General features: G+C 51.9%; 18 protein-coding genes and 1 pseudogene. 4 read left to right on the top strand and 15 right to left on the bottom strand.

Annotated elements, in window-relative coordinates; all coding sequences use genetic code 11:
* Positions 1 to 4: 4 nt before the first annotated feature.
* From OEV59_03280 to OEV59_03270, 3 genes are read left to right on the top strand one after another with little or no spacing between them, the layout of a single operon-like run.
* Entirely contained in the window at positions 5 to 943 is a 939-nt protein-coding gene (locus OEV59_03280; protein ID MDH4226765.1) for a bifunctional riboflavin kinase/FAD synthetase, read from the top strand.
* On the top strand, positions 936 to 1,799 hold the full coding sequence (aroE, locus tag OEV59_03275; protein MDH4226764.1) for a shikimate dehydrogenase: 864 nt from the start codon (positions 936 to 938) through the stop codon (positions 1,797 to 1,799). The genes OEV59_03280 and aroE overlap by 8 nt, the downstream gene beginning before the upstream one ends.
* Positions 1,796 to 2,521, top strand: a complete 726-nt coding sequence (locus OEV59_03270; GenBank protein MDH4226763.1) for a UDP-2,3-diacylglucosamine diphosphatase — start codon at positions 1,796 to 1,798, stop codon at positions 2,519 to 2,521. The genes aroE and OEV59_03270 overlap by 4 nt, the downstream gene beginning before the upstream one ends.
* 48 nt (positions 2,522 to 2,569) lie before the next feature.
* Here the strand turns inward: OEV59_03270 and OEV59_03265 are convergent, their stop codons facing one another.
* The 4 genes from OEV59_03265 to OEV59_03250 are packed head-to-tail and all read right to left on the bottom strand — an operon-like array spanning position 2,570 to position 9,095.
* Complete coding sequence (locus OEV59_03265) at positions 2,570 to 2,893, bottom strand: P-II family nitrogen regulator (protein ID MDH4226762.1); 324 nt, start codon at positions 2,891 to 2,893, stop codon at positions 2,570 to 2,572.
* Between the two features lie 44 nt (positions 2,894 to 2,937).
* The gene (locus OEV59_03260) at positions 2,938 to 6,138 is read right to left on the bottom strand and encodes a DUF2309 domain-containing protein (protein ID MDH4226761.1); all 3,201 of its coding nucleotides are present in this window, start codon (positions 6,136 to 6,138) and stop codon (positions 2,938 to 2,940) included.
* A complete protein-coding gene (locus OEV59_03255) occupies positions 6,126 to 7,313 on the bottom strand; it encodes a proton-conducting transporter membrane subunit (GenBank protein ID MDH4226760.1) in 1,188 nt (395 codons plus the stop codon). Before OEV59_03255 ends, OEV59_03260 begins: the two co-directional genes overlap by 13 nt.
* A 36-nt stretch (positions 7,314 to 7,349) precedes the next feature.
* A complete protein-coding gene (locus OEV59_03250; protein MDH4226759.1) occupies positions 7,350 to 9,095 on the bottom strand; it encodes a proton-conducting transporter membrane subunit in 1,746 nt (581 codons plus the stop codon).
* 331 nt (positions 9,096 to 9,426) lie between these two features.
* Between OEV59_03250 and OEV59_03245 the strand changes: the two genes are divergently transcribed.
* Positions 9,427 to 9,969 carry a hypothetical protein gene (locus OEV59_03245; GenBank protein ID MDH4226758.1) on the top strand — a complete coding sequence of 181 codons (543 nt, stop codon included), beginning with the start codon at positions 9,427 to 9,429 and terminating at the stop codon, positions 9,967 to 9,969.
* A gap of 2 nt (positions 9,970 to 9,971) precedes the next feature.
* On the opposite strand, the gene OEV59_03240 is transcribed toward OEV59_03245, so the two are convergent.
* From OEV59_03240 to OEV59_03190, 11 genes and pseudogenes are all read right to left on the bottom strand, one after another.
* Positions 9,972 to 10,148 carry a DUF4177 domain-containing protein gene (locus OEV59_03240; GenBank protein ID MDH4226757.1) on the bottom strand — a complete coding sequence of 59 codons (177 nt, stop codon included), beginning with the start codon at positions 10,146 to 10,148 and terminating at the stop codon, positions 9,972 to 9,974.
* A 23-nt stretch (positions 10,149 to 10,171) separates the two neighbouring features.
* Positions 10,172 to 10,927 carry a chlorite dismutase family protein gene (locus OEV59_03235; protein MDH4226756.1) on the bottom strand — a complete coding sequence of 252 codons (756 nt, stop codon included), beginning with the start codon at positions 10,925 to 10,927 and terminating at the stop codon, positions 10,172 to 10,174.
* Between the two features lie 3 nt (positions 10,928 to 10,930).
* Positions 10,931 to 12,124: a heme b synthase gene (gene ahbD, locus OEV59_03230; protein ID MDH4226755.1), complete on the bottom strand. Its 1,194-nt coding sequence runs from the start codon at positions 12,122 to 12,124 to the stop codon at positions 10,931 to 10,933.
* A 17-nt stretch (positions 12,125 to 12,141) separates the two neighbouring features.
* A complete protein-coding gene (hemB, locus tag OEV59_03225; GenBank protein ID MDH4226754.1) occupies positions 12,142 to 13,122 on the bottom strand; it encodes a porphobilinogen synthase in 981 nt (326 codons plus the stop codon).
* Between the two features lie 13 nt (positions 13,123 to 13,135).
* Positions 13,136 to 14,683 (bottom strand): uroporphyrinogen-III C-methyltransferase, encoded by a 1,548-nt coding sequence (gene cobA, locus OEV59_03220; protein MDH4226753.1) that lies wholly within the window; start codon positions 14,681 to 14,683, stop codon positions 13,136 to 13,138.
* A 191-nt stretch (positions 14,684 to 14,874) separates the two neighbouring features.
* Positions 14,875 to 15,231 carry a DUF805 domain-containing protein gene (locus tag OEV59_03215; GenBank protein MDH4226752.1) on the bottom strand — a complete coding sequence of 119 codons (357 nt, stop codon included), beginning with the start codon at positions 15,229 to 15,231 and terminating at the stop codon, positions 14,875 to 14,877.
* Positions 15,232 to 15,322: 91 nt separating this feature from the next.
* Entirely contained in the window at positions 15,323 to 16,681 is a 1,359-nt protein-coding gene (locus tag OEV59_03210; GenBank protein MDH4226751.1) for an FHA domain-containing protein, read from the bottom strand.
* Between the two features lie 35 nt (positions 16,682 to 16,716).
* Complete coding sequence (locus OEV59_03205) at positions 16,717 to 17,457, bottom strand: Stp1/IreP family PP2C-type Ser/Thr phosphatase (protein ID MDH4226750.1); 741 nt, start codon at positions 17,455 to 17,457, stop codon at positions 16,717 to 16,719.
* A pseudogene (locus OEV59_03200) lies at positions 17,454 to 19,975 on the bottom strand (serine/threonine-protein kinase). Before OEV59_03200 ends, OEV59_03205 begins: the two are co-directional and overlap by 4 nt.
* 42 nt (positions 19,976 to 20,017) lie before the next feature.
* Complete coding sequence (hemC, locus tag OEV59_03195) at positions 20,018 to 20,950, bottom strand: hydroxymethylbilane synthase (protein ID MDH4226749.1); 933 nt, start codon at positions 20,948 to 20,950, stop codon at positions 20,018 to 20,020.
* A gap of 4 nt (positions 20,951 to 20,954) precedes the next feature.
* Positions 20,955 to 22,814, bottom strand: coding sequence for an ATP-binding protein (locus OEV59_03190; GenBank protein MDH4226748.1), 1,860 nt, complete (start codon positions 22,812 to 22,814; stop codon positions 20,955 to 20,957).
* Positions 22,815 to 22,819: the final 5 nt, after the last annotated feature.

Genomic DNA, 22,819 nt, shown 5'->3' with positions numbered 1-22,819 from the left:
TCCGATGAAAGTAATTAAAGATAGCAAAAGAGGATGCTCCAAGAAGGGCGCCGTAGTCACCATCGGCAACTTCGACGGCCTTCATCTCGGGCATGAGAAGGTCATACGGGCCGTTACCAAACGTGCCGCCACTCTCGGTCTTATCTCCGTTGTGCTCACATTCGACCCGCACCCGAGAAAGGTGATTGGAAGCGGCAAGGACGCGCCGAAGATGCTGCTTTCCCTTGACGACAAAGTGCGTCTTATCGAAGGCCAGGGTGTCGATTGCCTCATGCTTCTCAAGTTCACAAAGGCCTTTGCCGCAAAGCACCCGCGTGATTTCGTGGAGGACGTGCTTGTTGGCAGGCTTAACGCGCGCGAGGTCTGGGTGGGCCGCGATTATTCCTTTGGCAAAGGAAGAATTGGCACGGTCGAGTATCTAAAGGAGCTTGGTAGAGAGTTCTCCTTCAAGGTGCGTGTTGTTCCTGCGCTTAGAAAGCGCGGCAAGATTGTCAGCAGTTCGGTTGTAAGAGAGCTTGTTGAAAAGGGCGATGTTAAGGCTGCTGCCGCGCTGCTTGGCCGCCACTACGAGATAACCGGCAAGGTCGTGAGAGGCGATTCCCGCGGCGCGCTTCTCGGGTTCCCGACTGCGAACATGCAAAGCAGAAATGAACTTATTCCTCTCTCCGGCGTGTACGCAGGGTATGTGAAGACTCGCGGCAGCGCCTACGTCGCGGCCATAAACGTCGGAGGTGCGCCGACCTTTGGCAGGGGCCGCACGGTTATCGAGGCCCATTTGATTGGCTTTAAAGGGTCGCTTTATGGTAAGAATATAGGCGTGTCGTTTGTAGAGAGGCTAAGGCCGGAGAAAAGGTTTTCTTCAAAGGCCGCGCTGCTCATGCAGATAGAGGCTGACGTGGAAAGAACAAGAAAGATAATCAAAAAGGAGATGGGGCTTGGCTAAGGGCGCTATTACAGGCATGACGCGCGTTGCCGCGATACTGGGCCATCCTGTTGGACATTCCATTTCGCCGGCTATGCAAAACGCCGCCTTCAAGAAGCTTGGCATGGACGTTGTTTACGTGCCCTTCGAGGTCGCGCCTGCTGATCTGGGGGCTGCGCTAAAGGCTGTGCGCGCCTTTGGTATGATAGGCGTGAACATCACAATCCCGCACAAGGTCGCGGTCATGCGCCACTTGGATAAGGTGGATAAGGCCGCACGCCTGATTGGCGCCGTGAATACCATAGTGAATAGAGGCGGCGTCCTTACCGGTTACAACACCGACGGCGAGGGGTATCTAAAGAGTCTTTCCGATGAAACAGGATTTTCGCCAAAGGGCAAGACCGCGCTTATACTTGGCTCGGGCGGCGCGGCGCGCTCGATTGCAGTAACGCTTGCAATGAAGGGCGTTGGGCGTATTGTCATCGCAAACCGCACGATTACAAAGGCAAGGGCGCTCACTGCGTTGATAAATAAGAACTTCAAAGGAGTGGCTGCCATGCCTTGCTGCTCTGCGGACGCGGACATGCTAAGAAATGTCGACCTCGTAGTGAACACAACGTCGCTTGGCATGAAGGGGAAATTCGTTAAACAAAGTCCGCTTTTCCTGGCCGGAGTGAACCCTAAGGCGGTGATTTCGGATATCGTGTATAACCCGGAGATGACGGTATTTCTAAAGGACGCCAAACGGCGCGGCCTGAAAATTCATAAGGGCCTTGGGATGCTTATTTATCAGGGTGCCTTGGGTTTCGGGCTCTGGACAGGAAAGGCTGCGCCCGTGGCCATTATGGCAAGGGCAGCCAAAAAAGCCTTGAGATGAAGGCAGTATTCGTAGCTGACGCGCATATAAAAGGACAGGACGACCCGACACAACAGGCCTTTGTCGAGTTGCTTACCTCTTTTGCAAGCGGCCCGGCAAGGGCCGATGTCGTCGTGCTTCTTGGCGATATATTCGATTTCCTGACGAACTTCAAGGGTTACGACTTCCCGCAGTATAAGCCTGCGCTCGATGCCATAAAGAAGCTCTCGGATGCGGGCATTAAGGTGTTTTACGCCGAGGGTAACCACGACTTCCTTCTTTCTCCTTATATAACGGCGCGTACAGGCGCAGAAGCATGCCCCGACACCGCGGCCATGGATATTGACGGCAAGCGGGTGCTCTTTTGCCACGGCGATGTGTTCGATGAGTCGGTTGGGTATATAATACTAAGAGGTTTTTTACGCAGCCCCTTACTGCGTGCGATTAAGCGCGTTCTCGGGCCTTCTGCCGGGGTTTCTATGGCGGATTTTTTCTCGAAAAAGAGCGGCAAGGCAGCGGCTGAAAGCAAAAAGTACATCAAGCTCGACGAATCATTTAAGCGCATAGCCTACGAACTGATAGGCGAGAAGGATGTTTTGGTGGCAGCGCACACGCATGTGGCGGGTGTGGTAACAGTTGAAAAAGGCGGCATGAAGTGTATTTATGCCAACCCAGGAAGCTTTGCCTCAGAGCGCACGTTTATTTGGTGCGATAAAGGAGCGTACGAGCTTAAAAAATTCTAAGTTCTGTTTTTACTTCCCAGAAGTAAGGCGTTAAAACTGCTGCGGCAGTTATTTGCCGCTATCGCGCTTTACTACCGTCGTGTCGAAGACGAATATCGCTCCGGCGTGCTTCTCGAATATAGGAGCAATCCCTGCGATGATGGGCTCGAGCTGTTCTTCTGGCACAACGGTAAGGAGCATGACCGTATTTTCGAGCTCGTTCGTCATCGGGTTCGATACGTGGACCCCGTGATTGCCCTTATCCGAGATGGTCGGGACTATTGTGTACCCAGGTGTTTTTACGGCGTCGAGCAGGTTGGTGACGTGGTTTAGCTGCTCTCCCTGAACGAAAATCTTTACTTCCTTCATCGGCTGCAACTTGAACTTCGACATGCGTACAGTCTCCTTTCTCGGTTCGCCTGCGCATCAGGCGCGGTTTAGCACGGCTCCCAGCCCTTATCGGCAACGTAGCGGTTAAATTCCCCTGTTACCGGGTCTATCGATACCAGGTAGACCCATTCCTTGTCGTAGAAATTCTGGAGCACCGGGTGGCGCTTGACGATGTTTAGTATGTCGTCCTTTGGCGCTTCTATTATGGAAACCAGCCTCATTGGCTCGTGGAACGGCTTATCTCCGTTCATGACGGTCTGGAGCGGAAGCCCTGCCCGTAAGTCGCTTTGTGTGCCGAACATTATGGCGTTTCTTCCGGTTATGTTGTGGTAGATCTTACTGCCGCTTCCGTAGACGTCGTTATCGATGGTCGAGAAGTAGTGCTCCATGTTTATCCACTGAGCTACCACTTGCGGCGCTGTCATGATGACCTCGAGGGCCTTGCAGCCCTTGTCGATAGAGTGGTCGTAGGAATGAAGAAATACCCTGCCGCCAAGGTCCAGGCTGCCTGTGAGGCGGCGCCTTCCTATTATAAAGGCAGCGTTGCCCGATAACCCCCACTCGGGCCTGACCTGGCTCCAGTCTGCGCTCCTAACCTTTATCCTGTCCCATGCCTTTTCCGGTTCGAGATGCTCTGCGATATCCGGCAGTCTCGAGCATCTTTCCGCACAGGTTAGTTTGCCTGCGGCCAGGAGGTCTTTTTTCAGGTTCTCCAGGTCTTTCCTGTGGGACTCGGGCATATCCTCGATGTCAAAAAGCGAGATTTCGTCAGTCGTAGTATTGTGCAGGGCAGGGATAAAATGCGTATCGTCGGGTATGACTATGCCTCTTTCCTTGAGCGCGTCCCTTACGGCGCGTTTGTTGGCCATGGTGGCGGCGACCCTTGCGTTTGGAGAGCCGCTGTTGCCGCCGCACGCGCCGCAGTCCAGGGCGGCCTCGAACGGGTTGTTTTCCGTCGTGCTGCCGTGGCCGCAGAGCATGACGAGGCGGGCGAAGTTCGTCGTGAGCCCCGTTGCCCTAAGTATCGTTTCTACGGTAAAGACCTGTTCCTCGTGCGTAAAGCCGTGCTGCATGATTTTGCTCATGCTTGCGTACGACCAGCGCGGCCCTATCTTGTGCTTTTCCTGCAGATTGTGTATAAAGCGAGATATCTCTGTTTCGCTGAACCTGCCTTCTGCCTCCTCTGTCGACAGGACGCCGAGTTCCTCTTCCATGGCGCGAAGCCTCATGTTCTCGATAAAGGCGTTGGATACGTCTATTCCCCTGTCAGCGAATCTTTGTTTAAGCGCCCGGCGTATAACAGTGCGCTGGTTCTGCGCAAGTATCTCCTCTGCCTCTTCTTTGGTCAGCCTGTCGGTCGTAACAACAGTCCTTATCTGCGGCAGCCACAGGCCTGTAATCCAGGCAGACGCTTTCTTGTAGAGCCACTTGGTCCACGACTTTCCGAGGATTGGTATGCTGTAGAACCATCCGATGGACTCAACCATGACGTAAGGCGTTATGATGTCTTCCTTTAAGTCGTGGAGTATATTGTAGCCGGTCTTGCCGAGCTTTCTCCTGGCCTTGCGTTTATAAACGGAGTCTTCCTGGTTTGCCCGCGCAATTTCCTTTACCTTGTTTCGCGCGTTCATGACGACAGGGAACTGGTCTGTTTCGTGGCCGCTTCCGTGGGCGCGAAACTTTATGAACGCGGCAAAGAACCCGGCAAACCCGTAGGTCTCGTGCGCTCCTGTCCCTTCGAGATGGCGGCGAAACGGTTCGCTCCTTACGTCTATGCAGAATAGCGACTGCGTCGAGGGGCGTTTTGTCTGAACATTGCCGTTTTGCGCAGCTAAATTGTCCTTGAGCCTGTTTATCAGGTTTTCCTGGTACGTTGCCTCAAGGGATTTAAGCCAGATGAGCCCGCGCTCCGAGTAGTTTAGTACGGTCATCCAGTCGATGATGGTTTTAAGGCTCACGGTGTCAGCGCCAAGGATGTCTGACTTGTCGATGCCCGCGTTTTCCGCGAATGCGGCAAGATGGCGCGCAGCCGACAGGAGCTTTTCATCCGTTCTAATCTTTGCGGTGGCCCTGAAGTAGTCTTCTTTAATAGCATTCCAGCAGGCGTTCGTTCTGGAGCCAAAACGCACTATCCTTTCCACTTCGTCCGAGAATTCAGGAAGCGCGCGTTTGGAAAAGTGCTCGAGCCTGAAGAAGTAATCGAGCGAATGGTCGGTCATGTACTCTCTTATGTGGCCGATGTGGGCCTTTATGCCAAGTGTCTTCTCGCATGCTATGGATGAAAGCTCTTTTTCGTACCAAAGCCTTATGGCCACATAATCCACGAGGCTTGCCGGGCAGGCCTGCTGCCAGTCGTATTCAGGGTGGTCTTCGCGCCATTTTATCAGACCGGCCCATCCCGCAAGCGAAGCAAGGTGGAGCGATATGTAGGGCTGCACGGCGTCTTCCGGCACCCCGAGCGCATCGAGGCACTCTGCGATGCAGTCTTCCGGCCGTATGGGCAGGCATTTTATTTTTTCCTCGATGTCCTTTATCCCGTGGCGGTTAATGCCCCTGGCTGCGATGCGGCGCCACGCGCCATAGAGGCCCTTTTCCCTTGCCGGCATATCCCATCTTCCGTGGCCTTCGTCGAAGAACCCTTCGCAGAGCCTTATCAGTTCCGTGTCTATGCGCTCGGACAGGGTCGTTTCGTTCTTGTCGAAGAGCACGCTATCGCACCACGAAGCTACCGTAAGACATGTCCAGAGGGAAATTTTACCTTCCTCCATGGCATTTTGTACTTCCTTTTCAGGGTCGTAGGCAGGGATAACAGCGCTAAGGTTTTTGGATATTTTTTCCAGGAAGTCTTTGTCCGTAACAGTTCCGTCAAGCGCGCCCTTGCGCTCAAAGACCGCCTTTATGGCGTCGAGCGCCGATATCTTCCTGCCTCCGGCTGTTGCGTGCCCGGTAATTCCTTTAAGCCTTATTTTTTCCTCTATAAACCTGTGCAGGTGGCGTTTTTCTATCTTGCCTGAGGCAAGGTAGCCCATGAACGTTTCTTCGCTGATATGCTCGTTTGCGCCAAAGAGCCTTCTGCCCTGCCTTACTGCCTCCTCGAACTTTATGTCCTCGAAGCCGTGCAAAGGGTTGTGGTGCACGAAGTTGCACATCGGGTAGTAGTAGGCGATTGCCTCGCCGGCGAGCCTTACGGCGGTGTGCAATTCGGCAGACCGTGCCAGATTATGTTTTGGCGAACCTATCTTTTCCATGGCAGTGTTTTAGTGTTTAGCCTGTTTTTTATCCCAACGCCTTCTTTTGTGTTTTCGAGATTGGCGTAACTGCCAAGCCCCAGAACAAGGAGAAGAGCAAGCATTATCAGAAGCGATATGCCCTCCCTGTAGCGAAGCCTTATGTGCTCGAACCCGGGCTTTGCCTTGCCGAAGGCGACCTTCTGCAGGAACTTTATAAAGTACCAGGATGCCATCAGCCACGTACACATGATTACCGCGAGGCCCCAGAAGGATACGGTCTTTGATATGCCAATTAGTATCTCGATAAGTCCGGTAAAGAGCCCGAATGGCGGCAGCCCAAGGGCCGCCCATACGAGGAAAAAGAAAAACGCGGCAAATACAGGCGTTGAATGCGAGAGTCCGCCTATCTGTAATGTGACGGCGTCGGTGTTCATCTCGCCGTAGCGCACGGTTATGCATCTCCATGCCAGAAGCAATCCGGTTGTTACTGCCCCAAGCGACGCCATGTAGGTGAGCGCTGCGGTAGCGTCAAGCGAACCGGTAGCAAGGCCGAGCCATAGTATGGAAGTAAGCCCGAGCCCGGCATATGCCACAATGCCAGCGGCGTTATTTCTCACAAGCGCTCTTAACGAGCCGTAGACGCATCCTGCCGCGCCAAGGACAGCGAAGACATCGGGCATGCTGTCATGTATTTTTTGTAAAGAGGCCGCGAACGGCAAAGTGTTCTCCGGCATGAAAAATATTGCGTAAAGCCCCATTATTGGCATGAGTATCGAAAAGAATGCGGCTACCGTAAGCGGCAGCCCCGTAAGCAGCGCCACATACGCGCCGTGGAGCGGGAATAGAGGGAGCATGACCGCGAAGGTGAAGACAAGGAAGGCGCTGTTATTCGTGAAGGCGTAGAGGATTGCCGATAAAAGCGCGAGTGCCGTCATCACCACGCCCCATGCAAATGTTTTTACCTGAGCCGAATTTCTGTTGATAAGGATTGCGGCAAGGAATATGACAAGCGTAAGGATAAGAGATGTCAGTGCGGCGGCCTTCGATGAGGCCGTGATAAAGCCGGAGCCCGTAATAAGCGCGGCGGCGATGAATACGAATTCCTTTATCTCTTTGCCCCTTAAGCAAAGGACGGCCGATAGCGCTGCGAGCGCCAGGATGCATGTAATCGTTATTGTAGAGATATCGGCCATAGTTCTTTTATAATTGCCTCGCCGTTTTTTCAGGCATCAGGGCAAAAATCTCAGGTATTTTTTCTCTACTGCATGCGCGGCCCTGGTAACGAGGCTATAGAGCCTTGCGTAAACGTCGTCTATATATGCGTTGTTAATAAGGGTTACGTAGAGCCACGTTTTCAATTCCTGCGCACGGTGGCGCGAGGATGTTTTTCTGCCGTGAGTGCTCTTATAGTCCAGCACCCACTGGCCTATTACGAACAGCATCGTGATGCCTATAATGGCGTCGAAGAGGGCCGGCGGCAGCGCGGCTGCGTTGAAATACGCGGCAACCGTGTCATGGTCCGGATACAGGAAGTACGTGAAGCTCTCTGCCGCGAAGAGGTACGCAAACACTACGGCGCCAAGCGCGAATATCATCAGGAACGAGAGCCAGAGCGACCTTACGAATGTCACGTCGCGTCTGGCCCTGTATATGGCCGTTATGACGCGCGACGAGGTTATCCAGCTAAAAAACATGAATACCACCGCGCCCTGGAAGTCCATGAGCGGAATATTGAGAGCCCCGTGCGCCGCAAGCAGTATTAGAAGCGGCAGCAGCAGAGACGACGCAAATCCGGTTGCCCACATGAGCGGGGAGAATTTCTCGTTTTCTTCGTTGTTTCCTCCGCCGTCCTCGCTAAATATCCCGGCCGGAAGCTTCGGATCCTGCCTTGCCTTGTGGATGATGTTGCCGCAGTTTAGGAATATCGTTGCCTTGAAGAGCCCGTGCGCTATGAGGTGGAATATCGCGAGGGCAAAGGCGCCGAGCCCGCATTCGAGTATCATGAACCCCATCTGTCCGATGGTCGAGTACCCAAGCGTTCTTTTTATGTTGTTTTGCGTGAGCATCGTGGCCGAGCCGATAAGCACGGTGATAAACCCGATGGCTAATATTACATGGAGCGCTATGTGGCTGCTCGCGTACAGAGGGGCAAGGCGGTTTATCAGGAACCCTCCGGCATTGATTATTCCGGCGTGCAGGAGCGCGTGCATGGGGGTCGGTGCGTAGAGCGCGTCGCGCACCCAGACGTGAAGCGGGAACTGCGCAGACTTGCTCATGGCGCCGACGAATATAAGGAGCGTTATCGCGGTATTGGCGTGGATATCGATGCCGCCAAGCAGCGGATACGTTGTTTTGATAGAGGGGACCTGCTCAAAGATTTCCTTAAGCTCCAGTGTGCCGTATACGCTGTAGGCCAGGGCAATTCCCAAAAGGAACATTACGTCGCCAAACCGTAGCGTCATGAAGGTCTTGAACGCGCCTTGCATCGTCTTTTTGTCGCTGTACTGGTATGAGAGCAGGTATAGGACAAAACTTACAAGCTGCCAGAAGACGAATATGGTTATGAGGTTCGAGCTCGATACCATGCAAAAGAGGACGAATGTGGCGAACCCGAGAAGCACGTTGAACTTCGGGTAGTCCGTTTCCTGGCGCATGTAGTTCATTGAGAAGATGTATATGGTTGCGGTTATGACCGATATGAGCACCATCATCACCGCGGCAAGACGGTCTATGAGGAGCGTAAAGCCGAAGATGCCGCTTCCGGGCGTAATCAGAGGGGAGAGGTCTATGACAGAGGGGCCGCCTGTCACGACCTTGTATAATATCTGGATAGCGACGGCTATTGCAATGACATGGAGAGCGAGGCCAAGACGGAATACGCCTTTGCCGAGCCTTTTTCCGAAAAGGCCGTTTATCACCGCGCTAAGAAGCGGAGCAAGAAGTATGAGTACCGGGTTGTATAAGGATAAGGTCATGGCAATTCAAACCGATTTTTACCCGATTTTTTTGGCGCATTATCCTACCACGTTACAGCGCTGTAGTCAATCCCTAATCCGGCTGATTTTATTGGTATAATGGCCGTTTAACGCCCCTGTCCGATGTCTTATTTTGGCTTTGAAGAGTGGGTGAAAATTCAGTGATTTTTCAGGCAAGAATGGACATTTTCCGTTGGATTTTATAGAATTGACTTAAGATAAGACTGAATGAGCGGTGTTTTAGACAGAGTTACAAAGGTGACGCTTTCACAAGACAGTCCTTCGGGCGCAGGAGAGTTGCTATAGATATTAATATGAGGGAGGCCTGGTAATGACTAAATTCGATGTTGCAAAGTTCTGCTGTCGTTTTGTGGCGTGCTATTTCTGGATTAGCGCTGCAAGAGGGGTTGTGTCGTTTGTTGTCTTGTCCAGGGATATCGGCGGGGTATTTGGAGGGGGCAACGATACGGCGTTTCTTGTGCTGCAGTTTTTCTTGATGACTGCTATTCCTGCTGGCATTGGTTTGTTTCTCTGGATGGCGAGCGCATGGATAGCGCAAAAAGTAGTAAAGGATGATAAGCAGGGTACTTCCATCTCAGGCTCTGAATTCCAGGCCACTCTTTTCTCAACCGTCGGCCTGTATTTGCTTACGCGCTCTATTCCATGGATAGTCGCGATTACCGGCGACGTCCTCGGCATAAGGCCCGGTTTCATGGGGGTGGAGGTTAAGGATGTGGTTATTGCTAACCATAAGGCGGATATTATTGCTTTGGCTGTCCAGGTTATTATCGGCGTGTGGCTGCTTCTTGGTTCCAGCGGCATTGTCAATGCGGTATCGAGGCTAAGGGGCAGCGGTACCGGGGAAGCAAGGTGAGGCTACTCTTTTCCTTCCCTTGTAAAAAGAATGAAGGCCATTGACGGACGCTTCGAGGATTCCCGCATCGCGAAGTTTATGCCGTCAAGGTTCCAGCCCTCTTTGACCTTTTCGTTTACGGCCTTTTCTATTTCCTCGTCAGTTACTGTGGTTAGCTCAATTACTTTGTATTCGAGCATGGAGGGAGCGCTCCTGTCCGGGACTAAGGCTTTTTTACCGCACTCTGGAATACTGCCTTGCCTGTGAAGAACGGCCCCATCTTCTCTATGTGCGTGGAGGTCTGCTTTGTCTTTCTCATTGTCTGCACGAGTGCGGAGAGGGGATGAAGGTCTTTTCCTATAAGCCCGATTACGAAGTCGTTGTCAGTCTGGTCTATGCCGTTGCAGTTAAGGCGTATGTCATGGCCAAGGTCCGCGGAGCCGAAGGCGTGGCCTATTGTGCCGTGTTCTTTTAGTATTTCGTTTTGCTCCTCCTTTGGAAGGAGCGCAAAGGAGCCTTTTCTTCTTAGCGGATACCACACAGCCCACTGCCACTCGGGGTTGCATACGACTCTCGGAGACCTGTGTATCAACCAGTCCTCGAGGTTTTTCTCGAACCCGAGGGAATAGGTCTTGCCGAGCATGGACATGGATCTGCGAAGTCTTAGCTTCGAGAACCCGGATTTGTTCAGGAAGTCCCTGAGTGTCGTTACGAAGAACTCTGGGTTCTCGTGCATGGTGAGAAGTCCGATGCCCTGCGGATCGTGCATGTCAGAGTAGAGGACAGATGGGAACTTTGCCTTCTTTAGCGCGGCGGTCAGATTTTTATAATCCTTACACCCTGTAAACACGAGTAGCTGCATGAACAGGCGGCGGTCCAGTATCTGCGGCTTGCCGTCCTTTTCAACGCGGCTTTTTTCGCGTATGTCTACGTCTATCGCAGGCGCTGCTGCGCCTGTAGCTCCGGGGTGTCCGTGCATCGGTTACTTAGGCCCTCCGGAGGCCTTTTTGCGTTTTTCATCCCTTGCGTTCTTTGCGGCCTCGGTTGGCTGATATGTGCAAAACGGCTCTTCGTCCATGTAGTCGCCTGTGAAGGCAAAGGCCCTGGCCCTGCAACCGCCGCAAACGCTTCTATACTCGCAGTATCCGCACCTGCCGTTATAATCGTCCCATGCCCTCATCTCGAGAAACACTGGAGAGGTCTGCCATATCTTGCTGAAAGGCTCTTTTCTTATGTCTCCGCATTCTTCCTCGAGGAAGCCGCAGATTTGCACCTTGCCCATGTGCGAGACGAATGCGAAGCTTTGTCCTCCCATGCATCCCTTGCTCATGGCGTCCAGGCCGTGGGTTTCGGGAGTGACGCTGATGCCTTTTTCCTTTTCTCCCTGCCTGAAAATCCTGTAATAATGCGGGGCGCAGGTGGGCTTGAACTGGATTGGCACCTTCTCCCTCATCTCGTAGAACCAGGAAAGGGTTTTTTCGTAGTCTTCCGGAGATATCTCAAGATCCTTTAGCTCCGCGCCCCTGCCCGTTGGCACGAGAAGGAACGGGTGGTGCGCCTTTGCGCCAAGAGAGATGACGAGCTCGAGGATTTTTGGAAGCTCGTGAAGATTGTGCTTTGATATCGTCGTATTGACCTGGAACTCCATGCCAAGCTTATTGCAGTTCTCGATTGCGGTCATAACGCTCTTGAAGGCGCCCTTTACGCGGCGGAAGTTGTCGTGGCTCTCTTCCGTTGCGCCGTCGATTGAGAAGCTGACCCTCTGTATGCCCGAGTCTATCATCTTCTTCACCGTTTCTTCGGTAACAAGGAAGCCGCACGGCGCCATGACCATCCGGAGGCCGATTTTCGTGCCGTAGCTTGCGAGTTCCCAGATGTCGTCCCTTAGCATGGGCTCGCCGCCGGTCATTATCATGATGGGCTTACAAAAGCTCGCCACGTCGTCCATGAACTTCTTGCACTCTTCGGTCGTAAGCTCGTTTGGGTAGGGGCCAAACCTTGCAGCAGCTCTGCAGTGTATGCAGTCAAGGTTACACGACCTCGTAAGCTCCCACGCGATGAGCTTCGGGAGCCATATCTTTTTTCCGTCCTTATCGGTCTGGCCATGGCCGTGCCCGTGTCCGGGCTTCATCCCCGGGACTTCGTGGGGATGTCCTTTTGGCGCGTTTCCGTGCATCTTTGAGTCTCCTTTTCTTATTTTGTACTCCGAAGGAGCCGTGCGGCTTCCTTCGCAAAGTAGGTTATTATTATTCCCGCACCAGCCCTTTTGATCGAGGTGAGGGTCTCCATCATCACTCTGTCGCCGTCTATCCAGCCTTTTTCCGCAGCAGCCTTTATCATCGAGAACTCGCCGCTTACGTTGTAGGCCGCAATCGGCAGATTAAAGTTGTCCTTTATTCTTCTGATAATGTCAAGGTACGGAAGCGCCGGCTTTACCATGATGATGTCCGCGCCTTCTGCCACATCGAGAGCGACTTCCCTTAGCGCCTCATCGGTGTTCCCCGGGTCCATCTGGTAGCTTCTTCTGTCCCCGAACTGAGGCGTCGATTCGGCAGCGTCCCTGAAGGGCCCGTAGTACGCGCTCGCGTATTTTGCGGCGTAGCTCATTATCGGGATTTCTCTAAACCCGCGTGAATCGAGCTTGTGTCTTATGGCTCTGACGCGTCCGTCCATCATGTCGGAAGGCGCCACCATGTCGGCCCCTGCCTCGGCGTGCGATACTGCCTCATCCGAGAGGAGCTCGAGGGTCGAGTCGTTGTCAACGTCGTTATTTCTTATAACGCCGCAGTGGCCGTGCGAGGTGTACTCGCACATGCATACGTCCGTTATGACGAGAAGCTCGGGCACGTGCTTTTTTATTTCCTTTATAGCAAGCTGCACAGGGCCCTTTGGGTCGGATGCGCTTGTTCCGAGGTTGTCCTTTGTCTCCGGTATGCCAAAGAGTATTACGGCAGGTATGCCGAGCTCAAGGATTTCTTTGCACTCATCTGCCACCTTATCCACCGATATCTGGAAGTGCCCCGGCATGGAGGCTATCGGCTTCTTGATGTTCGTGCCGTATACTATAAAGAGCGGGAGCACGAAGTCGTTTGCCGAGAGGGTGGTTTCACGAACGAGTCTTCTTAGCGTTTCGGTCTTTCTTAGCCTTCTTGGTCTCGATGTCTGGAGCGCCATGTTGTTTTTTTCCTCACTCCGCTTTTTTTGCTTTCTTGAAGTAAGCGGCCATTGCCGAGGCAAGTCCCGCTGTGGTGTAGTCCTTTGGCATTATATCTGTCTTAAGCCCGTTATCCTTTGCCGTTTTCGCGGTTATCGGGCCTATGCACGCAATCTTTGCCTTCCCGAGCGCGCGCTTAAGCTCTGCTTTTGTCTTAAAGAGCGAGCAGAAGTTGGTTACCGTTGACGACGACGTGAAGGTTACCACGTCCACCGGGGCCTTTAGAAGCGTTTTTTTGAGCTCCGCAGTCTCTTTCTTCGGCTTTACCGTGGTGTAGACCGTTACCACGTCGATTGTTCCGCCAAGCCTTCTTATCTCATCGGGCAGTACTTCCCTTGCGACCTCTGCCCTCGGGAGCACGAACCTCTTGCCGCTGATACTTTTCTTGCCAAGCGCTTTAAGCACGCCCTCTGCCTTGAATTCCTTTGGCACGAGGTCGATTTTTATGCCGCGTTCTTTGATTGCCTCGGCTGTTGCAGGCCCTATGGAGCATATCTTTACGCCCTTTAGCTCCCTTAGGTCGAGGCCAAGCGCATACAGGCGCTCAAAGAAATATTTTACACCATTTACGCTCGTAAAGATAGCCCAATTGTAGCTTGAAAGGCGGCGTATGGCGGTGTCGAGCGGCCGGGTGTTTTTGGGCGCTACTGTTTTTATTGCAGGGAAGGGCACGGGGATTGCTCCGTAACCTTCTAATGTATTTGAAAAATCCGATGCCTGCTCTGCGGCCCGTGTTACCAGCACGCGTCTGCCAAAGAGCGGCAGCTCCTCGAACCAGTTGAGTTTTTTACCGAGCCCGACGATGTCGCCAACCACTATTATAAGCGGCGGCATGAGCCCCTGTTTTTTCGCGATTCCGGCTATGGTGCCAAGTGTTGCGGTAACGGTTTTCTGGGTAGCGAGGGTGCCCCAGCGGATTGCTGCCGCAGGGGTAGATGCAGGCCGCCCGTTCTCGATTAGGCGTCTGGCTATCGCGGCCATGTTCTTCCAGCCCATGAGTATTACAAGGGTCGAGTCGTTTTTTGCAAGAAGATCCCAGCGTATGGAGCTTTCGGTCTTTCCTTCGCCCTCGTGGCCAGTAAGGAACGTGACAGACGACGAATACCCTCTGTGCGTAAGCGGAATGCCCGCGTACGCAGGAGCGGCTATTGCCGATGTAACGCCCGGGATGATGGAGAAGGGGATGTTGTTTTTGACAAGGGATAGGGCTTCTTCCGCTCCTCTGCCGAATATGAACGGGTCTCCGCCCTTTAGGCGCACAACGGTCTGCCCCGATTTTGCGCGGCTTACGATGAGGCTGTTTATTTTTTCCTGAGAGATATTTTTAGATGCGCCTTTTTTGCCGACGTAGAGGAATTCCTTTGCCTTCTTCGCGTGCGTAAGAAGGCGCGCATTGGCAAGGAAGTCGTAAATAACGGTGTCGGCCTTTTTAAGGGCCTCCGCGCCTTTTACGGTGACGAGCCCCGGGTCACCCGGGCCCGCGCCAACGAGGTATACGTGTCCTGAGCGGAGTGTCGGCATAATCCAAAGTATTTAATCATAAAAACGTCGGGGAATCAATGGGTTAAAGATAAAGCGGCGGTTTGACTGTGTTGTTTTGTTGCAAAAATGATGTTGGGACATCGGTGCGCTAAAAAAAACCTCTCGCCGCGATATCGGGGCGAGAGGTTGGGTTGGTAATTCAAGCGATAGATATTGTCTGTCGCGCAGAATTATGCTACCGGTGCTGTTTCCTTCGGATTGTCGCCAAAACGGTTTTTCCCGGGCGTGCCGTCGGTTATATCGAATATAAGTAGAATGATGAAGCCTATTATTGGAACAAACGCTATCAGGAGCCACCAGCCGCTCCGGTCTATGTCGTGCAGCCGCCTTACGTTTACTGCCAGGGAAGGTATAAGAATCGCTAAATAATAAACTATAGAGATAATCGGTAGTTTTATTGCCGAGGTAGCAAAGGCAAGTATTAGGGTTATTATAAAGTTGAATAATTGAAAGTACCAAAATTCCGCTCGTCTTGCCCTGCCATCGAACACCGCGTACTTTTTTAACACTTCGATATACCAGTTCATGTGTTTTCCCTTTCGTGTTGTTTTTAAACTACCGTGGTCTTGTTCGGCGCTACAGCATCTGTTGTGCGTCAACGAGGCATATGTCGCCTCTCTAAACCTTTCCTGCCCTGAAGGTCAGCTTAAGGCCGCTTATCTCGATTGAGTCGCCGTCCTTTAGAACGTGCTCGTCTTTTTTCTCGCCGTTTATCTTTAGCGGAGCAAGCCCTTCCTTCTTTATTATCTTGTACATGCCCTTGCCCCTGATGATGGTTGCGTGGCGTTTTCCTACAAGCATGCCTTCGACCTTGATGTCGGCCTCCGCGTCCTTGCCGATTGTCGTGATGCTTCCAAGCGGATGAGAGTTCCCGTCCGCGAACACTACCGAGGCTGTTGCGCCTGCATCGGCCTGTCCTATGCCGGCAGCAGCCTGCGCGGCTTGCCCGGGTTGTGCTGCAGGGGCCTTTGCAGGCATAGGAGGCATCTCGGCGAATATGGTCTTGCTTGCGAGGTCTTCCTCTGGCTCGGATTTTTCCGCGCCTTTTGCCGCGTGGAAGCGGAGCGTGTATTTACGTATCGTTATCTCGTCGCCGTTGTGCAGTTCCTTGGACTCTATCCGTGTGCCCTTGAAGAACGTGCCGTTGGCGCTCTTGTGGTCCGTGATGATGAACTTCCCGTTTTTTTCCTCTATTACGGCGTGGGACCGCGATACTCCTGCCTCGGCAAGCATTATGGCGTTGGTTTTTTCCCTGCCGATCTCCATGGCCCCGGATACCGGGAATGTGCCAATTGGTTTGCCGTCTTCAAGTACCTCTATCGTTGCCCCTGAGGACGGTTTCGCGAAGTGCGCTGTCACGGGAGCTGCGGGCATGTCGCCTGAGTCGGAGGCCGGAACAACTCTAGTGTCGCCAAAGACCTCTACGGAGAGAGGTTTATCGTGCGGCATGCTGTGCGTGTAGAGAAGAAGTCGGTCAAGCGGCGTCTGGTCGAGCTCCGGGGCCTTGTCAACGAAGGTCGCAAGCGCGTTTCCTCCGATGAATATCGAGAACCCCCAGCCCTTTTCGCCGTGAAGCGCAACGATGCAGTCTTTTTTGCCGTCATCTATTTTCTTTATAACGTCTTCTAAGTCTATGACGTCGGTGGTAAATGTCTGGGTAGCCTTGTGGCTAAGTTTTACAAGCATGCAGAGAAGAAGCTTCTTGTCGCCCTTTACGACCTCCAGGTTTGCCGAGCCTTTCTTCGCGTACCATGAAAAAAAGTCCGCAACCGGTGTGAGGTGCTTGTCGGTCTTGGTCATCACGGCGCCGCTATATAGGGTTTTGCCGATGATGAAGAGGTAGTGTGCGCTCTCGGCGTCGGAGGCGACCAGGAATCCGTCTTCCATTCCGGCCCGGACCTTTTCAAGTATTGGGTCTAATTCCTGGAATGTGAGCCCTTGCTTTGTGAAGAGTTGTTTTGTCTCGGCTACGTGCATTTTGGCTGCTCCTCTTTTGGTCCGCTCCGGGAATTTTACTTCACGAACTTCAAAAGTACAACTGTTATGTTGTCGTCCCCGCCGTTGTTGTTGGCCTTTTCAACGAGGTACATTGCGGCCATCTCCGGGCTAAGCGACGGATCCGCAGTCGATATCTTTAGTATCTCGTCGTCCCCTACCAGGCCGTTTAGCCCGTCCGAGCATATGAGGACGTAATCCCCGGGCGCGACGTCTATCTTTGCCGTATCTATTTCTACTGGCTCTTTAAGCCCAAGCGCCCTTGTTATGACGTTCTTATTGGTAGCGGTCTTTGCCTGTTCTGCTGTGATGAGGCCGCGCGCGACTTGTTCCTCCACAAGGCTGTGGTCGCGCATTATCTGCTCGATCTTGCCGCTACTCATCTTGTAGATGCGGCTGTCTCCAACGTGCGCGGCAAAGATCTTGCCGTTTACGCCGGCAACTGCCGCTATGGTCGTGCCCATGGACCTGCCGGGCCCGAGTTTTCTCGACATCTCGTATACCGCGGTGTTCGCCACCTTTATCGCTTCGGTGAGGGCGTTTAGCGGGTCTTTTGCGAGGGTGCCTTTTTTGTGCGACACCTCCATCATAGAGCCAAGCATATCGGTAGCGGTCTTGCTTGCCACCTCGCCGCAGGAGTGTCCGCCCATGCCGTCGGCAACGGCGTAGAGGCCGATTGAGTCGTTTACCACATACGAGTCTTCGTTGAGCTTTCTTTTTCGTCCGACGTCCGTTACGTAGCCGCTTAGTATCTTCATTGTTTTTGTCCGAGCGCCTTTCTTATGGCCTCTGCGAATTCGCCGGCCGTCTGGTAGCGTTTGTCCGGATCTTTTTCGAGCGCTTTGTCGATGAGCGTTTGGCACACCGGCGGAAGCTTGGGATTGTACTTGCTTACCGCCGACGGCTCGCCGTTGGTGATATTGTACATTATGGTCGCTATGCTGTCACCTTTAAAAGGACGCTCGCTTGTGAGGAGTTCGAAGAGCACCACGCCAAGAGAGAATATGTCGCTTCTGCCGTCTACTTTTTTACCGGCGACCTGCTCCGGGCTCATGTAGCTTGGCGTGCCCATGACCGTGCCGGTCTTTGTTGCCGATGCAGACTGTATGCGCGCAATGCCGAAGTCCGTGACCTTGATTTCGTTCTTTTTGGTTATCATTATATTCGCCGGCTTTATGTCTCTGTGCACTATGCCGTGGCATGCGCGTAGTCAAGGGCGTCGGCCACCTTGGCTACCGTAAGGAGCGCGTCCTTCGGTGGAAGGAGCTTGTCCTTCTTGGCCCACTCGGCAAGGTCCTTGCCGTCCAGGAGTTCCATGGCAATGTAGGCGAGGCTGCCATCCTCTCCGACGTCGTAGATGGTGAGAATGTTGGGATGGCTAAGCGTGCCAGCGCTCTGGGCTTCCCTGAAGAAGCGGTCTTTTAATACCGGTATCATTTTCTCTTCTATTTCGTCGAAGTTCACGGTCTTGATGGCGACCTGGCGGTTTATCTTTGGGTCCTTGCCAAGATATACAACCCCCATCGCACCCCTGCCAAGCTCTCTTACGATTTCATAGCGTCCGAGGGTAGGGAGCTCTCCGCCTTCGTTTATTATGGTGGCGCTGTCGTTTTTAAGCCTTACCGGGCCGCCTCCGGTGGTGTATGTGGATAACCGCTCTATACGCTGCGAAACGTCCTTATAGGTCTTGTCCCCGAGCTTCTCGAATACTGACATGGCCTGCGCCCAGTTCCTCTTTTTCTCGAAGTCGAGCCCGAGGTTGTAGAGGACGTCCTTCATTTCCTCGTCGACCGGGAGTTTCTTGAATTTTTCAAAGGCCATCTCTAGCATGCCTTTACTCTGGAAGGTCAAGCCCAGAAGCTTATTTGCCTCGTCGCTTTCGCTCTCTGCCGCGGTCATGGCGCTCTCGGTAAACCAGAACCTCTTTGATGCTACAGCGAGGTAGTTCACTACCAGAAGAAGCGCAGGGTGCGTTATTTCTATCCACATTCCGCCGGACTTGAACATATAGAAGGCGAAGGCGATGTAGACCGTAAAGAGCGCGGCTGTGACGATGGTGCCTATCATCGCCCTGAACCACGTCAGGAACACGGTCGTTACAGCTCCGAATATGACGATGGCTATAAGCCCGAGGATCGGCGACCACCAGGGCTCCATTACCGCCGTGTCGGTAAGTATGTTCTCTATGACGGTAGCTTCCCTTTCGACACCCGAGTACACTGGCGATATCGGGGTGGGCGAGATGTCGCCAAGGCCCACGTCCGTAAGGCCTATGAGAACTATTTTGTCCTTGAATGCCTCGGGAGATATCTTGTCGTTCTCGACGTCGAAGAACGAGTACACGGGAAAGCTGTTCTTTATGTCGTAGAAGTTTATGAGAGAGCCAAGGTTATTGTCGGCCATTATGGGCACGTCGCCAAGAACGATGCCGAGGCTTTCGGGCGAGAGATCCAATGCAATGCCTTCTCCGGGCACATCGAGGTACGCTGCCGCCACGGCAAGTGCAAAGGACGGGTAGTATTTGCCCTTGTATTGTATGGTGAGGGCCTCCCATCTGTCTATGCCGTCGCTAAAGCGGCCGGGAAGTTTATTTAAGTGTCCAAGCGCTGCCGCGTTCGTGCCGAAGCGTTCTATAGGCACGTCCACGTCCGAGGCCGCAGGGGCCATGAACGGCGAGTCGGTTGCCGGAGCCTCTCCTGAGCCCATGGCGCTTGCCGCCAGGAACTCCGGCGCGTCCTTGCCGCCTTTTTTAGGCGTCATGTCGAAGTTATAGGGGAGCACAACGTTGCCTGCCTCGGCTATGGCGGTCTCGAGCTTTAAGTCGTTGTCCATCTCGAACTCGAGCGTGTCTATGCTCTCAAGAAAGGCGGTGCCCTCGGCTGAGGACGCTATCTTTAGCGGGCTGAAGGAATCCCTTAGGCCGCGCACCGCCTTCAAGCCGCCGCTTTCTTCGGGCTCGGTGAAGATGATGTTAAGGCCTATGGTCTTTGCCTCGTAGGAGCCAAGCTTTGCTATCATAGCGGCCATGCGGGCCCTGGGCCAGGGCCACCTGCCGAGCTTCGAGATGCTTTCTCTATCGATTGCCACTATGACGATTTCGTCGGAGGGTACGGAACTGGTGAAGTACTTCATCCTAAGATCATAGGTCTTTAGCTCTATGTCTTTGAAGAACCCTATGGCTCCCCTTAGCGAGAGGAAATAAAGGATGATGAAGAAGACGGTTACCGCCGCGCCTACGGCCCAGTTGGGTATCTTTGTAAAGGGTTTCTTGGCCACACCGCTCCTTTTTGCGAGGCTGCGCGCTTGGCGCGCAGCCCTTTAAGCGTTGTACAGCTCGTCGAGAATCTTCTTTGCCCCGGCCTTCAAAAGCTTTTCGGCAAGCTCTATGCCGAGTGCTTCGGTGTCATTGGCCGCGCCTTTGATAGAATCCTTTATAATCGTCTTGCCGTCCACAGAGGCAACGAGCCCTGTGATGGAAACCTCATCCTTATTTACTGTTGCGTGAGCGGCTATCGGCACCTGGCAGCCGCCTTCCAATCTCTTTAGAAGCGCACGCTCGCCCCTTACCGCAACCGAGGTGTCGCGGTGGTTAAAGAACGATGTAAGTTCGTTTATATAGGCATCGTTTGTCCTTGTCTCTATGCCGAGCGCGCCCTGGCCAATCGCCGGTAGCATCAGTAGGGGGTCTATGTACTCGGTTATCTTAGAGCCCCAGCCAAGCCTTCTTATTCCAGCGCCCGCGAGTATTATGGCGTCGTACACGCCTTCCTCGAGCTTTCTAAAGCGCGTATCCAGGTTGCCTCTTAGCTGCGATATCTTTATATCGGGCCGTACTTTTAAAAGTTGCGCCTGTCTTCTAAGGCTTGAAGTGCCGACATTCGCGCCCTGTTTTAAGTCTTTTAGAGTGTTGCCTTCCCTTGCAATAAGCGCGTCCCTCGGGTCTTCCCTCTCTGTTATTGCGTGGAGCTGCAGGCCGTCCGGGAAAAACGTAGGTACGTCCTTCATCGAGTGCACTGCCAGGTCCGCGCTCCCGTCAAGAAGCGCTTCCTCGATTTCCTTTACAAAGAGCCCTTTGCCGCCGACCTTGGCAAGAGGCACGTCCGTAATCTTATCTCCCGTGGTCTTTATCTTGTTTAGTTCGACCGTGAGGCCGGGGTTTCTTTTTTCTATCTCCGATTTTACCCAGTTCGCCTGCCAGAGCGCGAGCATGGAGCCGCGCGTGCCGATAACTATTTTCTTTTTCAAAACCATCTCCTCAAGCAATATTTTTGAATTTCTCTGTTAAATTATCAAATAGTTGCGTGGCGTTTTTTAATGTTTCACTGGAAAGACTGATGGTATTGCTCCGAGTTTTGTCTAGAAATTCTTTGGCATGAAGAACTTTGTCGATTTTATTTTTTGGATTGCCTATAAATTCCGAATTACTACAAATATAATTGACTTTGTCGCGCTGCAAAATTAGCTTCGAAAAGTCGGCTTTGCAAAAGATATCTTCTATGCGTTTGTTTTTTTCACCCAGTACTGGCACTATAAGGTCGTCAGAAATAAGCCAAGTATTTTTTAAATTTTTTTCTCCATCTCTTTTGCCGCGATCATTGTCGTACAAATAAATTACGTTACATCCCCAACCATGTAGAATGGTGCCGACAAAAGGCATATTACCAGCCCCTCCACCAAAAATAAAGTTAATATTGTCTTTGTCTAAAATGTTTTTTAATGCTTGTAGGTAATAAATGTCGGATATCCCTTCGACAACCACGTTACTTTTTTTGTCTACATTAATAATACCGCTAGTAAGTTCTAATCCTATTGCGGTGAGAAGCGGAGTTAAGGTTTCTTTGTCTGCGAGGGCGTGTATTTTGTTGTGTATTTTTGTGCCCGTACTTTTGTCAGTGCGATCAACAAGTCTGATCCTGTCAAATTTGTCCGGTTCCAGTAAATATGGTGAATGTGTAGAAAAAATTATTTGAGCATCTTGGGCTGAAACTTCGAGTTTTTTGAGAATATCCTTCTGTGCTGCTCCGTGCAAAAACAATCCAGGCTCATCAATAAGGAGTATGTTCAGCTTGTTTTCCATTGCGCGTGCAGACACTTTTATATAGAAAGCAAGATGCCATTGTCTTCCTTTGCTTCTTTGATGAGGGGTGTATGGATAATTGTCCTCTATAATCCAAAATTCTAAAATAGTGCTATTCCAGTCGATGGCTATATGAGATTCGGCGTCTTGCGTCCAGAATTTTGAGTAATCTTCTTTTATTGAGATGTTGATGTCCGTTTTGTGCTTGTATTTGAGTTGTGACGCCTGTTGAGCTATAATGTCTGGATCTAAATCGCTTATGATACTTAGGTCTTGTGTCCACGGATTTGTCTTTAGTTCTGCAATAGGTACTTGGTTTGGGAATATATCTTCGAACGAATTGAATAATATAAAATTTGGTAAGAGCGGTTTTAATCCTTCGCATAGTACACTGGGAATATTTTTTGAATTTGCAATGTCGATAAATAGTTGGATCAGTTCTAATATTAGATTGCTAAATTTTTTACGAGCTTCTGCATCATGTATTAAAGCGGTTTTTTGGTCCAAGGTCTCTTTGTAGGATTTTATAATTGGTTCTGCTGTCAATATGTTTTCATTTGTTATATTGCCTGGTGCCGCTCCTAATGCTGGGTACGTGGTGAAAAACGGCTTTAACTTTTCATACTGCCTTAAAATATATTCTTTCCGTTTTTCAATGAACGATGGGTTAAAGATTTTGGAATCTTCGAGGCTTTTTAGGTCTATTGCGTATTTATTGGGGAGATATTTTGTAATACCCAAGACAGCAGTGGCGTCCTTTAGGTAGGTTTTAATTCCGTTTTTTTCTAGGATGTCTTTTATTAGACTGGTGTTAATTTTGAAAAATATTGTTATTTGAGGAAGTGCTTTTGAATCTTTGATAGGGCGAGTGTTTTCTGGTATGGTTTTGTTGATGTTGAAGTCGTTTAAGGCTTCTAAAATAGAGGTTTTGCCGGACTCATTTTTGCCTGCAAGAATGGTTATTGCATCGGACAAGTAGCAGTCGCCGCTGTCGGTGATAGACTTATAATTTTTGATTCGAAACTTTACTAGTTGCATTGGTT

It is taken from the genome of Deltaproteobacteria bacterium (assembly GCA_029858205.1).
GTDB lineage: Bacteria > Desulfobacterota > GWC2-55-46 > GWC2-55-46 > DRQE01 > JAOUFM01.
Note: the sequence above shows the minus strand (reverse complement) of the source record. Positions and strands in the feature narration are given on the sequence as shown.

What these genes read in the sequence shown, in the direction of transcription:
- OEV59_03255 (MDH4226760.1), bottom strand. Translation starts at nt 7,313, where the DNA reads ATGGCCGATATCTCTACAATAACGATTACATGCATCCTGGCGCTCGCA.
- OEV59_03280 (MDH4226765.1), top strand. Translation starts at nt 5, where the DNA reads ATGAAAGTAATTAAAGATAGCAAAAGAGGATGCTCCAAGAAGGGCGCC.
- OEV59_03270 (MDH4226763.1), top strand. Translation starts at nt 1,796, where the DNA reads ATGAAGGCAGTATTCGTAGCTGACGCGCATATAAAAGGACAGGACGAC.
- OEV59_03215 (MDH4226752.1), bottom strand. Translation starts at nt 15,231, where the DNA reads ATGAACTGGTATATCGAAGTGTTAAAAAAGTACGCGGTGTTCGATGGC.
- OEV59_03265 (MDH4226762.1), bottom strand. Translation starts at nt 2,893, where the DNA reads ATGTCGAAGTTCAAGTTGCAGCCGATGAAGGAAGTAAAGATTTTCGTT.
- hemB (MDH4226754.1), bottom strand. Translation starts at nt 13,122, where the DNA reads ATGGCGCTCCAGACATCGAGACCAAGAAGGCTAAGAAAGACCGAAACG.
- OEV59_03205 (MDH4226750.1), bottom strand. Translation starts at nt 17,457, where the DNA reads ATGAAGATACTAAGCGGCTACGTAACGGACGTCGGACGAAAAAGAAAG.
- OEV59_03245 (MDH4226758.1), top strand. Translation starts at nt 9,427, where the DNA reads ATGACTAAATTCGATGTTGCAAAGTTCTGCTGTCGTTTTGTGGCGTGC.
- OEV59_03210 (MDH4226751.1), bottom strand. Translation starts at nt 16,681, where the DNA reads ATGCACGTAGCCGAGACAAAACAACTCTTCACAAAGCAAGGGCTCACA.
- cobA (MDH4226753.1), bottom strand. Translation starts at nt 14,683, where the DNA reads ATGCCGACACTCCGCTCAGGACACGTATACCTCGTTGGCGCGGGCCCG.
- OEV59_03235 (MDH4226756.1), bottom strand. Translation starts at nt 10,927, where the DNA reads ATGCACGGACACCCCGGAGCTACAGGCGCAGCAGCGCCTGCGATAGAC.
- hemC (MDH4226749.1), bottom strand. Translation starts at nt 20,950, where the DNA reads ATGGTTTTGAAAAAGAAAATAGTTATCGGCACGCGCGGCTCCATGCTC.
- OEV59_03260 (MDH4226761.1), bottom strand. Translation starts at nt 6,138, where the DNA reads ATGGAAAAGATAGGTTCGCCAAAACATAATCTGGCACGGTCTGCCGAA.
- OEV59_03240 (MDH4226757.1), bottom strand. Translation starts at nt 10,148, where the DNA reads ATGCTCGAATACAAAGTAATTGAGCTAACCACAGTAACTGACGAGGAA.
- OEV59_03250 (MDH4226759.1), bottom strand. Translation starts at nt 9,095, where the DNA reads ATGACCTTATCCTTATACAACCCGGTACTCATACTTCTTGCTCCGCTT.
- ahbD (MDH4226755.1), bottom strand. Translation starts at nt 12,124, where the DNA reads ATGCACGGAAACGCGCCAAAAGGACATCCCCACGAAGTCCCGGGGATG.
- OEV59_03190 (MDH4226748.1), bottom strand. Translation starts at nt 22,814, where the DNA reads ATGCAACTAGTAAAGTTTCGAATCAAAAATTATAAGTCTATCACCGAC.